The 15723-nt window shown below is 66.7% G+C and carries 18 protein-coding genes; 11 read left to right on the top strand and 7 right to left on the bottom strand.

Going from position 1 to position 15723, the window contains the following annotated elements; genetic code table 11:
- Window positions 1-149: 149 nt before the first annotated feature.
- Together CXY91_RS28835 and CXY91_RS28830 are read right to left on the bottom strand one after the other, a co-directional pair.
- Complete coding sequence (locus tag CXY91_RS28835; protein ID WP_100965397.1) at window positions 150-2228, bottom strand: elongation factor G; 2079 nt, start codon at window positions 2226-2228, stop codon at window positions 150-152.
- 215 nt (window positions 2229-2443) lie between these two features.
- On the bottom strand, window positions 2444-2788 hold the full coding sequence (locus CXY91_RS28830; protein ID WP_091831526.1) for a winged helix-turn-helix transcriptional regulator: 345 nt from the start codon (window positions 2786-2788) through the stop codon (window positions 2444-2446).
- A 90-nt stretch (window positions 2789-2878) separates the two neighbouring features.
- On the opposite strand from CXY91_RS28830, the gene CXY91_RS28825 reads away from it, so the two are divergent.
- Entirely contained in the window at window positions 2879-3742 is an 864-nt protein-coding gene (locus CXY91_RS28825; protein WP_158673643.1) for an NmrA family NAD(P)-binding protein, read from the top strand.
- Here the strand turns inward: CXY91_RS28825 and CXY91_RS28820 are convergent.
- Both CXY91_RS28820 and CXY91_RS28815 read right to left on the bottom strand, forming a co-directional pair.
- Window positions 3739-4527: an SDR family NAD(P)-dependent oxidoreductase gene (locus CXY91_RS28820; protein ID WP_091831530.1), complete on the bottom strand. Its 789-nt coding sequence runs from the start codon at window positions 4525-4527 to the stop codon at window positions 3739-3741. The genes CXY91_RS28825 and CXY91_RS28820 overlap by 4 nt on opposite strands.
- Window positions 4528-4592: 65 nt before the next feature.
- A complete protein-coding gene (locus CXY91_RS28815; protein WP_100965514.1) occupies window positions 4593-5336 on the bottom strand; it encodes a sulfite exporter TauE/SafE family protein in 744 nt (247 codons plus the stop codon).
- 172 nt (window positions 5337-5508) lie between these two features.
- On the opposite strand from CXY91_RS28815, the gene rplS reads away from it, so the two are divergent.
- The 4 genes from rplS (at window position 5509) to CXY91_RS28795 (ending at window position 9291) form a co-directional block, all read left to right on the top strand.
- Window positions 5509-5892, top strand: coding sequence for a 50S ribosomal protein L19 (gene rplS / locus CXY91_RS28810; RefSeq protein ID WP_091831534.1), 384 nt, complete (start codon window positions 5509-5511; stop codon window positions 5890-5892).
- Between the two features lie 272 nt (window positions 5893-6164).
- Window positions 6165-6614, top strand: a complete 450-nt coding sequence (locus CXY91_RS28805; protein WP_158673642.1) for a MarR family winged helix-turn-helix transcriptional regulator — start codon at window positions 6165-6167, stop codon at window positions 6612-6614.
- Window positions 6615-6673: 59 nt separating this feature from the next.
- Window positions 6674-8254 (top strand): efflux MFS transporter permease, encoded by a 1581-nt coding sequence (locus tag CXY91_RS28800; protein ID WP_199777599.1) that lies wholly within the window; start codon window positions 6674-6676, stop codon window positions 8252-8254.
- Entirely contained in the window at window positions 8251-9291 is a 1041-nt protein-coding gene (locus CXY91_RS28795; protein ID WP_100965394.1) for an HlyD family secretion protein, read from the top strand. Before CXY91_RS28800 ends, CXY91_RS28795 begins: the two co-directional genes overlap by 4 nt.
- Before the next feature lie 17 nt (window positions 9292-9308).
- Here the strand turns inward: CXY91_RS28795 and CXY91_RS28790 are convergent, their stop codons facing one another.
- Both CXY91_RS28790 and CXY91_RS28785 read right to left on the bottom strand, forming a co-directional pair.
- Window positions 9309-9722, bottom strand: a complete 414-nt coding sequence (locus CXY91_RS28790) for a hypothetical protein (protein ID WP_100965393.1) — start codon at window positions 9720-9722, stop codon at window positions 9309-9311.
- Window positions 9723-9777: 55 nt separating this feature from the next.
- Window positions 9778-10989 carry an aminotransferase class V-fold PLP-dependent enzyme gene (locus tag CXY91_RS28785; RefSeq protein ID WP_248307676.1) on the bottom strand — a complete coding sequence of 404 codons (1212 nt, stop codon included), beginning with the start codon at window positions 10987-10989 and terminating at the stop codon, window positions 9778-9780.
- A gap of 100 nt (window positions 10990-11089) precedes the next feature.
- On the opposite strand from CXY91_RS28785, the gene kynA reads away from it, so the two are divergent.
- Window positions 11090-11938, top strand: a complete 849-nt coding sequence (kynA, locus tag CXY91_RS28780; RefSeq protein WP_100965392.1) for a tryptophan 2,3-dioxygenase — start codon at window positions 11090-11092, stop codon at window positions 11936-11938.
- A 150-nt stretch (window positions 11939-12088) separates the two neighbouring features.
- On the opposite strand, the gene CXY91_RS28775 is transcribed toward kynA, so the two are convergent.
- Window positions 12089-12487 (bottom strand): hypothetical protein, encoded by a 399-nt coding sequence (locus CXY91_RS28775; protein WP_091831542.1) that lies wholly within the window; start codon window positions 12485-12487, stop codon window positions 12089-12091.
- Window positions 12488-12639: 152 nt separating this feature from the next.
- On the opposite strand from CXY91_RS28775, the gene CXY91_RS30450 reads away from it, so the two are divergent.
- The 5 genes from CXY91_RS30450 to CXY91_RS28755 all read left to right on the top strand — a co-directional run bounded on the left by CXY91_RS30450 (window position 12640) and on the right by CXY91_RS28755 (window position 15695).
- Window positions 12640-12816, top strand: a complete 177-nt coding sequence (locus CXY91_RS30450) for a hypothetical protein (RefSeq protein ID WP_158673640.1) — start codon at window positions 12640-12642, stop codon at window positions 12814-12816.
- A gap of 92 nt (window positions 12817-12908) precedes the next feature.
- Window positions 12909-14327, top strand: coding sequence for a 3-isopropylmalate dehydratase large subunit (gene leuC / locus CXY91_RS28770; protein WP_100965391.1), 1419 nt, complete (start codon window positions 12909-12911; stop codon window positions 14325-14327).
- A 26-nt stretch (window positions 14328-14353) separates the two neighbouring features.
- Window positions 14354-14599 carry a hypothetical protein gene (locus CXY91_RS28765; RefSeq protein ID WP_100965390.1) on the top strand — a complete coding sequence of 82 codons (246 nt, stop codon included), beginning with the start codon at window positions 14354-14356 and terminating at the stop codon, window positions 14597-14599.
- Window positions 14599-15057: a metallopeptidase family protein gene (locus CXY91_RS28760; protein ID WP_091831549.1), complete on the top strand. Its 459-nt coding sequence runs from the start codon at window positions 14599-14601 to the stop codon at window positions 15055-15057. Before CXY91_RS28765 ends, CXY91_RS28760 begins: the two co-directional genes overlap by 1 nt.
- Before the next feature lie 5 nt (window positions 15058-15062).
- Window positions 15063-15695: a LysE family translocator gene (locus tag CXY91_RS28755; protein WP_100965389.1), complete on the top strand. Its 633-nt coding sequence runs from the start codon at window positions 15063-15065 to the stop codon at window positions 15693-15695.
- The last annotated feature ends 28 nt before the right edge of the window (window positions 15696-15723 follow it).

Raw genomic sequence — 15723 nt, 5'->3', positions numbered from 1 at the left:
GTAAGCCAGGCGCCACCGCGAGGCCAGGGCGCAGCCCGGTCAGGCTTGAACGGCCTGGCCGGGGAAGCATCATCATCTTTTAGTTCGTAGACTTTAGTCTAAATATCTCCAGTCCGCCGATTTGCGGCGCTGTCTGGCTCAGGCGGGCTCTAGCGTGCCTGCACCAGCGCCTGCGCCGCGACCACCGCGTCGGCCGGCTTGCCGGCGAGCTCGGCGAGATGGTCGAAGCGGGCGCTGAAGGTGCCGACACCCGCTGTCGCCGAGCGCAACTCGACGATCAAGCCGCCCATCTCGGCCTCAGGCATCAGCGCGTTGATCTGGTCCCAGCCGCGCCAGCCCGGCCGCGCATCATAGCCAAGGATCTGGCCGCGCCTGGCCGAGACGATCGCCGAGGCCCGCGACATCGCATCCGAGGGAATCACGATCTCGACCGCCAGGATGGGCTCCAGCAGCACGGGCCTGGCCTGCGGGCAGGCCTCGCCCATCGCGATCCGCGCCGCCTGGCGGAAGGCCATGTCGGAGGAATCGACCGTATGGTAGGAGCCGTCGGTCAGTGTCACCTCGATGTCGACGAGCGGGAAGCCGAGCGGGCCACGCTGGCAGTAGTCGCGCACGCCCGCCTCGACCGAGGAGATGTACTGCTTCGGCACGACGCCGCCGGTGATCCGGTCGACGAAGCGGATGCCTTCGCCACGCGGCAGCGGCGCGATCTCCAGCACGACATCGCCGAACTGGCCATGGCCGCCGCTCTGCTTGCGATGCCGGCCTCGAGCGCTGGCCTTGCCGCGCAGGGTCTCGCGATAGCCGATCTGCGTCGCGCCGCTGTCGACATTGACGCCATAGCGCCCCGCGAGCCGTTCGAGCGCGACGCGCAAGTGCATCTCGCCCTGGCCGGACAGGCGCATCTCGCCGAACTCCGGACGATGCTCGAGGGCGAGCGCCGGATCCTCCTCGACCAGCTTGGCGAGGCCGGTCGTGAGCCTGACATCATCCTTGCGATCCTTGACGCCGACCGAGAGTGCATGGACCGGCTCGGGCGGCGCGACGGCGCTGACGACATCGGGCCGGACCTTGCCGACCGCGATTGCGTCGCCGGTGCGCACACCTTCCAGCCGGGCGAAAGCAACGGTCTCGCCCTCCTCCGCTGCCGGGCGGCGCTGCTGCTCGGCGCCCTTGAGTTCGAGCACGCTGGCGATGCGGGCCTCGACGCCGCCGGACGAGGTGATCACGTCGCCTTCGGCCATCCGGCCGCGCAGCACACGTGCCAGCGAGAGCTTGCCACCCTGGCCGCACTGCCAGGTCTTCATGACCAGCGCGAGCGGCGTGCCGCTGTCGACCACGCCGATCCGTCCACGCGTCACGTCCAGGGACGGCGCCTCGTGCCGCAGCGCCTTGAGCAGGCGAGTGACCCCGTTGCCGCGCTCGGCCGCGCCGATCAGCACCGGGACGACATGACGCTCTTTCAGTTCGCGGGCGAGATCGTCGAAGATCAGGTCGCGCGGCGGCTCGATATCGCCGAGCAGATCCTCCATCAGGGTGTCGTCATAATCGGCGAGCTTCTCCAGCATGGAGAAACGGGCATCGCGCTCGCGTTCGACTTCCTCGGGCGCCAGCGGCACGATCTCGCTCGGCGCATGCTCGCGGTAGATGAAGGCCCGCTCCAGCGCGAGATCGATGAAGCCGACGGCGATACCGCCTTGCCAGATCGGGATCTGTCTCAGCAGCAGCGGCGTGCGCGAGGCGCGCTGCAGCAATCCGAGCGTCTCGCGCACGCGCCGCGAGGCGGAATCGATCTTGTTGAGGAAGAGGAAGCGCGGAATATCGGCCTCCTCGAGCTCGCGCAGCACCAGCTCGAGCGCCGGCGCCTTGCGGTCATCGGCCTCGCAGACCACGACCGCGGCGTCGACCGCCGGCAGGACATGACGCATCTCCTGGAGGAATTCGACAGAGCCCGGGCAGTCGATGAAGGTGTAGCGCTCGCCCATGAAGTCGACGGTGGCGACATTGGGCTCGGTGCTCATCTGGTGAGCGCGCGCCTCGGGTGAGGCATCGCCGACGCTGTTCCTGCTCTTGACCGAGCCGGCGCGTGAAACGGCGCCGCAACGCTCCAATATGCTCTCGAACAGGCTGGTCTTGCCGCTCTGGAAGGGACCGACGATCGCGATGCATCGCGGCCCCCTGCCTCTGACGCCGGACGGGTTTCCTCCAGTGCTGGCGCTCGCAGCCATGTCGTCCTCCTTCGGTTCTGGCCGCGCACGGACGAGGGCCTAGACGGCTTCCCGTCCGGGGCGGCGGTTGACCGGCGGGAACGGGAATGGAGCGCCCACGCCGGAAAGGCGGCGGTCGCACAGGCCCGACAGGGTCGGGCGGCCGTCGAAGAGGGATGTCGGAGGGCAGGTTCGCGCCGTTCCGGGGGCGGCGCAAGCGGAATGTTGCCGCCGGCTCAGGCCGGCGCCGAGCGGCGCGCGCCATGCGCCTGTCCCCACAGCGTCATCGCCTCGAAGATCGGCGCCAGCGCCCAGCCCCGCTCGGTCAGCGCATATTCGACCTTGGGGGGCACCGTCTCCTGCACGCTGCGCGAGATGATGCCGTCCTCCTCCAGCGCCCGCAGCTGCAAGGTCATCATCCGCTGCGTCACATGCGGCAGCAGCCGGCGCAGCGCGTTGAAGCGGCGCGGCCCCTGCGTCAGCTGGAACAGGATCAGCGCCTTCCACTTGCCGCCGATCACGTCGATCGTCGCCTCTACCGGGCACCAGACATAGGGGATGTCCTTGAGCGAGGGGCGCATCGGCGGCTCCAATCAAGTATAAAAATTGTGCGTACTTACGTCTTCGATACTGCCCTGTTACCTCGTCTCCATCAACCGATGGAGAACACGATGTTTGCGATCTTGGGAGCGACGGGACAGACGGGCGGCGCGGCTTTGGCGGCTGCTCTTGCAGCAGGACAGACGGTCAAGGCGATCGTCCGAGAGCCGGGCCGTGCCACGGCGCTGGCCGACAAAGGGGCCGTTCTTGCAAAGGCCGATCTCGACGATGTCGAGGCGCTGACGGCCGCCTTTGCCGGCGCCGAGTCGGCCTATGTCCTCAACCCCGTGCCCCACGCCGCCGAGGACGTTTTCGCTGCGGCAGCAAGGAACGGCGCAGCGATCGCCGAGGCGATCCGCCGCGCCGGGGTGCCGCATGTGGTGGCGCTGTCGTCGAGCGGTGCACATCGCACGGAGGGCACCGGCATCGTCAGGGCGCTGCACGATTTCGAGCAGGCGCTGCGTGGGGCGGCTCCGTCACTGACCTTCATCCGCGCCACCGAATTCATGGAGAATTGGGGCAGCGTTCTTGCTGTCGCGGCCGAGCACGGCATCCTGCCGAGCATGCGCCAACCGCTCGACGCCGCCGGCGAGACGGTCTCCGGACTCGATGTCGGCCGGCAGGCGGCCGTCGAGCTTGCCCGTCCGCATGCCGGCGAGCGCATCGTCAACCTGAAGGGGCCAGCGGAGTATTCGTCCGAAGAGGCCGCACAAGCGCTCGGCGACCTGCTCGGCAAGCCGGTCATTGCGGTGCCGACGCCGCGCGCGGAATGGGAACCGGGGCTCGTCGCCGCGGGCTTGAGCGCAAGCCATGCGCGCGAGCTCGCCGGGCTCTACGACGCCATGAACGCCGGGCGCGCCGGTTTCGAGGATGTCGGCGAGACGCGCCGCGGCAAGGTCACGCTGAAGGAGGCGCTGGCCGGGCTGCTGGGCTAGCGATTGCGCCTTTGCCCACGCAGCGTCGGCAAGCCGATGCCGACCGCATCGAAGCCGCCGTCGACCGCGAGTACCTGTCCTGTGATGTAGCTCGCCCGCTCGCTGCACAGGAAGAAGATCGCTTCGGCGAGTTCTTCTTCCGCACCATAACGGGCGAGCGGGATCGCGTCGTGATAGTCGGCGCGAATCTCAGGCGAGTGCACGGCCTTGGCCATGGCGGTCTCGACCGGGCCGGGCGCGACGGCATTGACGCGGATGCCGAGGCCGGCGAGCTCAGCCGCCTGCTGCTTGGTGAGATGGGCGAGTGCCGCCTTGCTGGTTCCGTAGGCGACGCGCAGCGTCGAGGCGCGCAAACCCGAGATCGAGGTGATGTTGACGATGGCGCCGCCGCCATTGTCCGCCATCACCGACGCGGCCGCCTGCGTCGTCAGGAAGGGGCCGTCGAGATTGACTGCGAGGACGCGCTGCCACTCGGCGTAGGTCGTCTCCAGTAATGGCTTGAACACGGCGGTGCCGGCATTGTTGACGAGGGCATCGAGCCGTCCGAAGCGCTCGACCACCGCATCGACCGCTTCGGCGACCTGCCCGGGAATAGCAACATCGCAACCGATCGACATCGTCGCCGTCGGCGCGTCGAGATCGGCCATCGCCTTGGCGAGTTCCGGCTCGTCGATGTCGAGCAAGGCAACGCGCCAGTTGTCGGCGAGGAAGCGCTTGGCCGTCGCGAGCCCGATCCCGCGCGCGGCCCCGGTGACGAGGGCAGTCTTGATCGAATTCTCGGACATGGCGCGGCTCCGCAATCCTGGGGCTTTCGTTCTGCATACAGCCCGGAACGGCCGGCCGGAAGCAGTCAGCGAAACGCCGCCAGCAGCAGGAACAGGCCGGATAGCAGCATCATCCCGTCGAGCAGGAGCTGGAACGTACGCTCATCCATACACCGCACCAGCGCCTTGCCGATGAAGGCCCCGAGCATCAGAGACGAACCGACGATGAGCCCCTTTGCGAAGATCATAAGCGGCATCGCACCCAGGCTGCGGAAGGTCCCGACCTTGGTGAGGTAGATGAACAGCGAGGTCGCAGCCTCCGTCGAGAGCAGCGCGCCCTTGCTCAGGCCGTAAGCGGCGAAGGCCGGAACGCTGAGCGGCCCGGTCGAGAGCACGAGGCCGGTCAGGAAGCCGATCGCCGCACCGGCCAGCGCCAGCTGCCAGAGGCCGAGCCTGATCTGGCGCGCCGCCAGCCAGCGCCGGCCAGGGATCATCAGCAGGAAGAACAGGCCGAGGCCGATATCGATGGCCGCCGCCGGCAATTGCAGCAGCGTGCGCGCGCCGAGCATCGCCGCGGGTATGCCGGGCAGCGCATAGGCGAGGAAGGCGCGCCAGTCGACCTCGCGCCACCAGGCCGCGAGCCGCGCCAGATTCGCCATCACCGCGGCCACCGCCATGATCGGCACCGCCTGCTTCGGCCCGAACGACCAGACCAGCACCGGCAACAGCATAATCGAGGAGCCGGTTCCGACCACGCCGCCGACAGTGCCAGCGATCAATCCGACCGCCAGGGTGAACAGCGAGGCATAGGACAGAATCTCGGCCGGCATGCTGATTCTCGTGGCCTTGCCGACGACATTGCGCAAGATGAGTAGGACTGGCCCGGCTCGACCGTCGCAGCGTCTCGACAAACCCGCCGCCCTGCTGTATGGCCACGCCCTCAACTTAAAACAGCGAGCCGAAAGCCCGCGCATCCGCGCGAACACGGCCATGGAGATAGCCATGAACATCATCGAGCAGCTCGACCAGGAGCAGATCGCCAAGCTCGCCGACGGCAAGGAAATCCCGCATTTCCAGCCGGGCGACACCGTGCAGGTCAACGTCAAGGTCAAGGAAGGCGAGCGCAGCCGCGTTCAGGCCTATGAGGGCGTCTGCATCGCCCGCAATGGCGGCGGCCTGAACCAGAGCTTCACCGTCCGCAAGATTTCCTATGGCGAGGGCGTCGAGCGCGTCTTCCCGCTGTATTCGCCGAACCTCGACTCGATCAAGGTCGTCCGCAAGGGCAAGGTTCGCCGCGCCAAGCTGTATTACCTGCGCGATCGCCGCGGCAAGTCGGCCCGTATCGCCGAGCGCGTCGACGCCAAGCCGGCCAAGGGCGGCAAGTAAGCGTCTCGTCACGCTTCGGGACGTCAGGAACGCGGCCTTCGGGCCGCGTTTTTTATTGCCTTTGCTTCCGTCATTGTGAGGAGCGCAAGCGACGATGCGCTCCAAGACGACTTGGCGCCCGGCCTCGCCCGTATCGCTTCGCCGCGCTCGCACTGACGGGTCGCTCGAAAAGCATTCCCCCAACGCATATCAAACTACCAAACATACAGTTGAAATGCATCATTTGCATTGCTATGTCAGCATATCATTAGCAAGCTATTCATATGGATGCGATGAACGCTCCGGAGCTTCAGGCCGCCTTCACTGCCGAGCTGGCATCGGCCAACCGCAAGCTCAGGGCTCTAGTCGATGAGCGCGCCCGCGACATGGGGCTGACGCTGTCGCGGGCCCGCCTTCTGATGCAGCTCGCCAAGGCCGATGGGCCGATCCAGTCCGATCTCGCCGGGCTGCTCGACATCGAACAGCCGACATTGGTGCGCCTGCTCGACGGCCTTGAACGTACCGGCATGATCGAGCGCCGCGCAGCCGAAGGCGACCGGCGAGCCCGGCGGGTGTTCCTGACGCCAGTCGCGCGCGCCCAGGCCGAGGACATCCTTGCCCTCCTGACCGATTTGCGTGCCGATGTGCTCGACGGGATCGACAGGGAGGAGCTGGAAGTCGCCCTGCGCGTGCTCTCGCGGATGTCCCGGAACATCGTCGCCAATCGCGGGGCGGCGGGATGAACGCGCCCTCCTCTGCCGCTCCGCAAGCCGGATCGCCACCGCCCGCAGCGGCGGCGAGCATGAGCCGGCCGCGGGCACTGGCCTACATGCTGGCCGCGACCATGCTGGCGATGACGCAGCAGGTCGGCGCCAATCTCGTCACGACCAATGTCTACCAGATCCAGGGAGAGCTCGGCGCCACCGTGGCCGAGACCAACTGGCTGATCGCGGCCTATATGGCGCCGAACGTCTCGCTCTCGATCGCCCTGATCAAGATCCGGATGCAGTACGGCCTGCGCAATTTCGCCGAGATCAGCATCGCCGGCTTCGTCATCGCCGCCCTGCTCAATTTCTTCGTGCACGACCTGCAGTCGGCGCTGGTCGTGCGCTTCATGAGCGGCATCGCCGCCGCGCCGCTGTCCTCGCTCGCCTTCCTCTACATGATCGAGCCGCTGCAGCCGCGCCAGAAGCTGACGGTCGGCCTTTCGCTGGCGCTGACCAACACCACGCTCGGCATCCCGATCACGCGGCTGATCTCGCCGTCGCTGCTCGAGATCGGCGGCTTTCATGGGCTGGCCCTGTTCGAGATGGGGCTGGCGCTGATAGCCTTTGGCCTGGTCTATGCGCTACCGCTCACGCCGCCGCCACGGGTCAAGGTGATCGGTCCGCTCGACGGCGTGAGCTATCTCCTGATCGCGCTCGGCTTCGGCGCCATCGCCGTCGCGCTCTCGCTCGGGCGGATCTACTGGTGGCTGGAGGCGCCCTGGCTCGGCTGGCTCTTCGCCGGCGCGATCCTTTGCCTGACGCTGGCGGCGGTCATTGAATTGCACCGCCAGAGCCCGCTGATCGACATACGCTGGCTGACTAGCCCGGCGACGCTGCATTACGCCACCGTGCTGCTGCTCTTCCGCATCGTGCTGGCGGAGCAGACGGTCGGGGCCTCCAATTTCTTTCAGGTGCTCGGCTTCCAGAACGAGCAGACCATGCCGCTCTATGGCGTGATCCTCGTGGCGATCCTGGCAGGTGGCTTCACCTGTGCCACGCTCCTGCGTCCCGGCCGGGAGAATGCCTTCTACGCAGCGGCGCTGGTCTGCATCATGGCCGGCGCGCTGCTCGACAGCAGCGCCACCAACCTGACCCGGCCGGACGACATTCATCTCAGCCAGGCACTGGTGGCCTATGGCTCGGCGCTGTTCCTGCCCGCGGCGATGGGACAGGGCCTTGCCCCGGCGCTGGCGCGGGGACCGGTGTACATCCTCAGCTTCTTCGTGATCTTCCTGTTCACCCAGAGCATCGGTGGCCTGCTCGGCTCGGCGCTGTTCGGCAGCTTCATCACGCTCAGGACCAGCTTCCACTACAGCCAGCTCGCCGAGCATTTCTCGCTGGCCAATCCGCTCGTCGCCGACCGTATCCAGCAACTCGGCGGCGCCTATGGCCACGTCCTGACCGATCTCGGGCTGACCCGGGCCGAAGGCGTCACCCTGCTCGCCCAGCAGGCGACGCGGGAAGCGACCGTGCTCGCCTATAACGACGCCTTCCTGCTGATCGCTGTGATCGCCGGCAGCGCGCTGATCGGCCTCCTCACCCATCTCGCCATCCTGCATCTGCGGGAACGCTTCGTCGCTCCCGCCACCACTCCCGCCCCCGCGCCCCAGCCATGACCCGCATCTTTCGCTCAGTCTCTACCTATGTCGCGCTCGCCGTCGGCCTCGCCGGCATCGGCGTCATCCTTTACGCATGGCGGCTGCCGCCCTTCGCCAGCGCGATCGAGACCACCGAGAACGCCTATGTGCGCGGCCAGGTCACCGTGATCGCGCCGCAGCTCGCCGGCTACATCGCCGAGGTCGCCGTGCAGGATTTCGCCACTGTCAGGCAGGGCCAGCTCCTCGTTCGCATCGACGAGCGCATCTTCCAGCAACGACTCGATCAGGCCCGCGCCAGTCTCGCGGCGCAGCATGCCGCGCTCGCCAATTCCGAGCAGGCCCGCCACGCCGCCGAGGCACGCCAACGCGCCAGCGAGGCCAATGTCGCCAGCGCCGAGGCCGCGCTGCGCACGGCGGAGGCCAATTGGGGCCGCATCGAGCCGTTGCGCGAGCGCGGCATCGTCAGCCAGACCAACACGGACCAGAGCCAGCAGGCACTCGACCAGGCCAAGGCCGCCCTGACGGCGAGCCACGCGGCCGTCGACGTCGCCCGTCAGGACGTGCAGAGCGCCATCGTCAACAAGGCATCGCTGGAAGCGGCTGTGCAGGGCGGCGAGGCCGCCGTGCATCTCGCCGAGATCGACCTGCAGAACACCCGCATCACCGCCCCGCAGGACGGGCGTCTCGGCGAGGTTTCGGCTCGGCTCGGGCAGTATGTCTCGGCCGGTACGCAATTGATGGCGCTGGTGCCGAGCCAAGTCTGGGTGATCGCAAACTTCAAGGAGACCCAGCTCCCCGGCATGCGCATCGGCCAGAAGGTCGGCTTCACCGTCGACGCGCTGCGCCATGCCCAGCTGACCGGCACGATCGAGCGCTTCTCACCGGCGGCCGGCTCGGAGTTCAGCGTGATCCGACCGGAGAACGCCACCGGCAACTTCGTCAAGATCGCCCAGCGCGTGCCGGTGCGGATCGCGATCGATCCCGGCCAGGTGCTGGCGGAGCGGCTGTCGCCCGGCATGTCGGTCGTGGTCAGCGTCGACACCGCGCAACGCTGACGCGCCGTATGACCTGATCAGTCGGCGATATCGACATCGGTGAGCTGGAAGCCGGCCGATGTCCTGGTGAAGGTGAAGATGCTGCCGCCGCAGGCGATGGCGTAGATTTCGTTGTTGGCGCCATCGCGGTCGTAGACCGGCTTGGTGCGTTGCAGGCAGGTGCGGTTCTTCGCGTTGAAATCGCTCGGCCAGACCTTGGCGCGGAACTGCGCGGCGTCGGCAATGGAAGCATCGCCCATATAGGGCAGCTTCGTCATGCCGGCGACGGCTGCCGCATCATTGGCTTTCAATGCCGCGCGGAACCTTCCGATGAAGTCGCCGAACTCCTTCTGCACGGCCGCCGAAGCCGTGGCCGGCTTGGGAGCCTGGGCGAAGGCGGGAGCGAGGGAGGCAAGAGCAGCAGCTATTGCCAGGGCCCGCAGAGGCTTCATGCATCAGCTCCGTCCGATCGATCAGCGCTGGATGCAGGCTGATCGGGAGAGGAGCCTACCGCAACGTCAGCATCCGCTCCAGCAGCAGCTTCACGTCGCCTTCCGTCTGGTAGAGCCCGAAGCCGACACGCAGGCGGTCGCCGCGCAGGTCGACGGTGATGCCGGCCTGCTTCAGCTTCTCATGCCAGAGGGCCGCATCGGCATGGCGAAAGGTGAGGAAGTTGCCGCGCGCCGGCTCATCCAGCGGCACGACCAGATTCTCCAGTGCGAGCACGCCGCAGGGCCGCCGCGCCAAGCCCTCGGCAAAGATCGCTTGCAAGGCGTGGGCGTGGGCATGGATCGCGGCGGCATGCAGGCCCTTGGCATCGAGCCAGTCGAACATCGCGCCCATGCGGTAGAGGCCTGAGGGGTCGAAGGTCGCGCCCATGAAGCGCCAGCCATTCTCAGCATAGCCGATCTCGCCCTGCGCGCCCGCGAGCGCGCCGAAGGAAGCATACCAGCCGGTGTCGCGCGGGCGCATGGCGAAGCCGGGCGGGCAATGCATGAAGCAGGCGCCCTCGCCCGACATCGCATATTTGTAGCCGCCGGCGATGTAGAAGGCCTTATCGGCAATCCCAGAGAGATCGGTCGGCCGCGCCAGGAAGCCGTGATAGCCGTCGATGACGACGAGCGGGCCGGGAGCGCTGACGCCGTCGACCAGCCCCTCCAGATCGGTCAGAGCGTAGCCGGAGTTGAAATGGACCTGGCTGACGAAGACCATGTCGGGGCCGGGGCCGGTTTGCGCCGCTGCGACCAGCCGCTCGGTCAGGCCGGCAAAGGGCTCGGCCGGCACGACGGTGAGCTCGATCAAACCGTCCTCGGCGAGCCGCTCGATCTGGCGCCGGAAGGAGTGGAATTCGGCGTCGCTGGTCAAGATGCGCGGCTTGCGCTCGCGCGGCAGGCAGGAGAGCAGCCGGTTGACGAATTCATGGGTGTTGTTGGCAGGAACGAGCCCGTCGATCCCCGGCAGGTTGAGATGCCGCGCGACGCCCTGCGCGACCTTCTGCCAGACCGGCCCCAGCACCTCCTGCCACTTGCCGTCGACGAGGCGGGCGGCATCGTCCCAGGCGCGCAAATGCGCATCCCGGGTCGCGTCCGGCCAGAAATGATGGCTTTGCGCGGCAAAATGCAGGCTCGCAGGCCAGTTTTGACGGAAGCGCGAGAACTCAGCCGACAAGTCGAAGGGCGGGCGGCCGAGCGTTGCAGGAACCTTCGTCATCTGGTCCATCATCAGGCTCCGCCACCTTGCCGATCCGACAAAATACTTTAAGCTTAAAATATCTTGCGCCTCTTCCCAGTCAAGGCGCGAGGCGAACGAGGGCGGCATCATGACCAGCGGGACGGGCGATCACCAGAGCCGGATCGAGCCGGGCATGCAGACCGATTTCAAGGAGCGGATGGATTACGGCTCCTATCTCGGCCTCGACCTGCTGCTGGCGGCACAGAAGCCACTGAGCGATGCGCCCGACGAGCTCTTGTTCATCACCATCCACCAGGTCCAGGAACTCTGGCTGAAGCTCGCCGCCCATGAGCTTGACGGCACGATCGACGCGATCAAGGCCGACGAATTGCAGCCGGGCTTCAAGTCGCTGGCGCGGGTCTCACGCATCCAGGCGCAATTGATCAGCGCCTGGGACGTGCTCTCGACCATGACACCCGCCGATTATCTCGCTTTCCGCGACGCACTCGGCCAATCCTCCGGCTTCCAGTCCCATCAGTACCGCGCCTTCGAATTCCGCCTCGGCGCCAAGGATCCGCGGATGCTGGCGATGCATAAGCATCACCCCGAGCATCACGACCATCTGAAGGAATTGCTGGAGGCGCCGAGCCTCTACGACGAGGCTCTCAGGTTGCTCGCCCGGCGCGGCTTGCCGGTTCCGGCCGAGTGCATCGAGCGCGACTGGAGCCAGCCGCATGTCGCGAATGAGGGCGTGAAGGCTGTGTGGCTCACGATCTATCGCGATACGCACACCTATTTCGATCTCTACGAGCTCGCCGAGGAGCTGGTCGATGTCGAAGACCAGTTCCAGCAATGGCGCTTCCGCCACATGAAGACAGTCGAGCGTATCATCGGCTTCAAGCAAGGCACCGGCGGCTCCAGCGGCGTGAAGTTCCTGAAGACGGCGCTGGAGCGCTCGTTCTTCCCGGAGCTCTGGCAGCTGCGCAGCGAGCTTTAGCGCCGCCGTCTTTCCGGGTCAGGCCTGAGGCCGGAACCCACGAACACCGCCTTCCCCGTCATGGTCGGGCTTGTCCCGACCATCCACGTCTTCGTCGAGGCAATGTGGTGTTCATGACGAGCTGGAGCTACATGTTCGCGACGGGAAGGGCTACTCGTTGTTCCCGAAGGTCATGTCCCGGCGTGCCGTCAGGATGCTGATCGAGTAGCCGGCGATCACGTCGACCAGCGCCATCAGCGTGATGATCACGAAGGTGCCGGTGCCGAAACCTGGAATGAACAGGAAGATCAGCCCGCAAGCGATAAACACAACCATGGACAGGCCATGGTTGAGGATCGAGCTCGACTTGGCGCTGGTCGCGTTCATGATCTCGAAGAACAGCACGACCGTCGAAATCGCAAGCAGGAGCTCGCTGACCGTGAGCACGAAGGCCGTGCCGGACGGCAGGCCGATATTGAGAAGCTCACGCGAGAGCGGCACGCCCAACGCCGCGACGGTGACGCCATAGGCGATGACCGCCAGCAGCATGAAGGGAAAGAAGCGCGCCATCGCATCACCGTTCCGTTTGCCGGCGCAACCTGCTCTTTCGCGGCGCACCGGGAGCCGCTAGATAACAGCCCTGCACTGAACGCGCTACGCGGCTGCCGCTGCGACAGGCGCAGCGCGTTGCCGGTGCAGTTTGGAACTGGTAGAAGCACGTCATGACGGTGAAGCGGCAGAACAGGGGCGAAGTCCGGCGCGTCGTGCGCCGCACGCTGAACCTGCGCCGTTTTCCGACCACCCAGGGCTTCGCCGCGCTGCATGACCATGCCCGCCTGCCCTGGCGCTTCTTCGGCCGCTTCACGGCCTCGCTCGCAGCCGGCCTTACGCTCGCCTGAGACCGGCCGTCCAGCCGGCGACAGGCCATTGCGATGCGTGCTGGCCCCGAGGGGGGCCGCTACCCGATTTCCATACCGAAGGCGATGAAGCCATGACTGCGACCAAGGCCCCCACCACTCTCTACGACAAGATCTTCGAGGACCACGTCGTCGATCGTCAGGACGACGGCACCTGCCTGCTCTATATCGACCGCCATCTCGTGCACGAGGTCACCAGCCCGCAGGCCTTCGAGGGCCTGCGCATGACCGGCCGCAAGGTCCATTCCCCCGGCAAGACGCTGGCCGTCGTCGACCACAACATCCCGACGACCGACCGCAGCAAGGGCATCGCCGAGGAAGAGAGCCGGATCCAGGTCGAGGCGCTGGCCAAGAACGCCAAGGAATTCGGCGTCGAGTATTTCAACGAGCTCGATATCCGTCAGGGCATCGTCCACATCGTCGGCCCCGAGCAAGGCTTCACCCTGCCCGGTACCACCATCGTCTGCGGCGACAGCCATACCTCGACGCATGGCGCTTTCGGCGCTCTGGCCCATGGCATCGGCACCTCGGAGGTCGAGCATGTGCTCGCCACTCAGACGCTGATCCAGAAGAAGGCCAAGAACATGCTGGTCCAGGTCGACGGCAAGCCCGCTCCGGGCGTCGGCGCCAAGGACATCACGCTCGCCATCATCGGCGAAATCGGCACCGCCGGCGGCACCGGCTCGGTGATCGAATATGCCGGCGAGGCCATTCGCGGCCTCTCCATGGAAGGCCGCATGACCGTCTGCAACATGTCGATCGAAGGCGGCGCACGCGCCGGCATGGTCGCGCCGGACGAGAAGGCCTATGCCTATCTGAAGGGCCGCCCGAAAGCGCCGCAGGGCGCCGCCTGGGACGAGGCCGTGCGCTACTGGGAGACGCTGCGCACCGACGAGGGCGCGCATTTCGACCGTATCGTCAAGCTCGACGCCGCCAATCTGCCGCCGATCGTCTCCTGGGGCACCAGCCCGGAGGACGTGATCTCGGTGACCGGAGCCGTGCCCGATCCGGACCAGATCGAGGACGAGGTCAAGCGCGCCTCGAAGAAGCGGGCGCTCGACTATATGGGCCTGACCGCCGGCACCAAGATGACCGACATCCCACTCGACGTGATCTGGATCGGCTCCTGCACCAATGGCCGCATCGAGGACCTGCGCACGGTCGCCAAGATCGTCGAGGGCAAGAAGATCCATGAGAGCCTGGACTACGCCATGATCGTGCCAGGCTCCGGCCTGGTGAAGCAGCAGGCCGAGGCCGAGGGGCTCGACAAGATCTTCATCGCCGCCGGCTTCGAATGGCGCGAGCCGGGCTGCTCGATGTGCCTCGGCATGAACCCGGACCAGCTCAAGCCGGGCCAGCGTGCCGCCTCGACCTCGAACCGTAATTTCGAGGGCCGCCAGGGCTTCAAAGGCCGCACCCATCTGGTCTCGCCGGCGATGGCGGCGGCGGCATCGCTGATCGGCCGCTTCGTCGACGTGCGGACGCTGGGCTGAGGCGGATCGGTTCGCGGGAGGACGTCATGAGCACCGATCCCCGCGAAGCCGCCCGCGCCAAGGAGGCCAAGGAAGCGCTCGATCGCGTCCGGCGCGACGATGAGAGCTTCCTCGGCTCCTCCATGGGGCGCGCGGCCGACCACTTCTCCGGCAAGGACGCGCCGGAAGGCGATCAAATAGAGCTCTGGGGCCGGCGCATCGGCCGCGGCCTCTCGCTGATCGCCTTCATCGGCCTGTCCTGGTGGCTCGGGCATCAACTGAAGATCTGGTGATGGGCAGCGTTCCCTCGATCAAGTCCACCGCTTCGGGCGAGGCCTCGCAGGGCCTCGACTGGGACGGAGTGCGCGCGCCCTCGACCGCCGAGTTCGAGATCCTGGCGCAGGCGGCCTATGACCGCCTGCCCGAGGATTTTCGCAAGCTCTGCGCCGACCTCGTCATCACCATCACCGAGTTCCCCGAGGACGACGTGCTGAAGGAACTCGAGGCCGAGAGTCCCTTCGACCTGCTCGGCCTGTTCTCAGGGATCGGCCTGCCGCAGCAGGGCTACGCCCCGCAGACCGGCCAGATGCCCAACACCATCCATCTCTATCGCCGGCCGATCCTCGACTACTGGGCCGAGCATGACGAGACGCTCGGCGCCATCGTCACCCATGTGCTCGTCCACGAGATCGGCCACCATTTCGGCTTCGACGACGACGACATGGACGCGATCGAGAAGGCGGCAGGATAAGAGACATGCTCGACGAACTGATCCGCCACCTGCCTGACCTCGCTCTGGTCTTCTCGGCCTTCTTCATCGCCGTCGCCAGCCCTGGACCGAGCAATCTCCAGGTGATGGCGACCTCGATGGAGCATGGCCGGAAAGCCGGGATGACGCTGGCGCTCGGCGTCACCACGGGATCGCTGACCTGGGGCATCCTCGCCGCGGTCGGCGTCACCGCACTGATCGTCGCCCATCCCGGCGCGCTCTACGCCATCAAGATCGTCGGAGGGCTCTATCTCCTATTCCTGGCCTGGCGCTCCGCGCGCTCGGCCATGCAGGCGGAGATGCCGCCGCCGAAAGCCAGCGGCTCGGGCCGCCGCCTCTATCTGCGTGGCTACCTGATGCACCTCACCAACCCGAAAGCGATCCTGAGCTGGACGGCGATCATCGCGCTCGGCCTGCGTCCCGAGACCCCGGCCGTGGTGCTCTACGCCATCATCCTGGGATGCCTGACGATCTCGCTCGCGATCAACCAGACCTATGCCTACCTGTTCTCGACCGCCTCGATGGTGGCGGGCTATCGCAGGATCCGCCGCCGGGCGGAAGCCTGCCTCGCCGCCTTCTTCACCTTCGCCAGCTTCAAGCTCCTGACGGCGCAGCTCTGACTGAGCCGTCGCCCCAACCTGACCAGAC

It is taken from the genome of Allobosea sp. FBZP-16 (genome assembly GCF_002831785.1).
Classification (GTDB): Bacteria; Pseudomonadota; Alphaproteobacteria; order Rhizobiales; family Beijerinckiaceae; genus Allobosea; species Allobosea lupini.
This window is presented reverse-complemented; position numbering and strand designations above follow the sequence as displayed.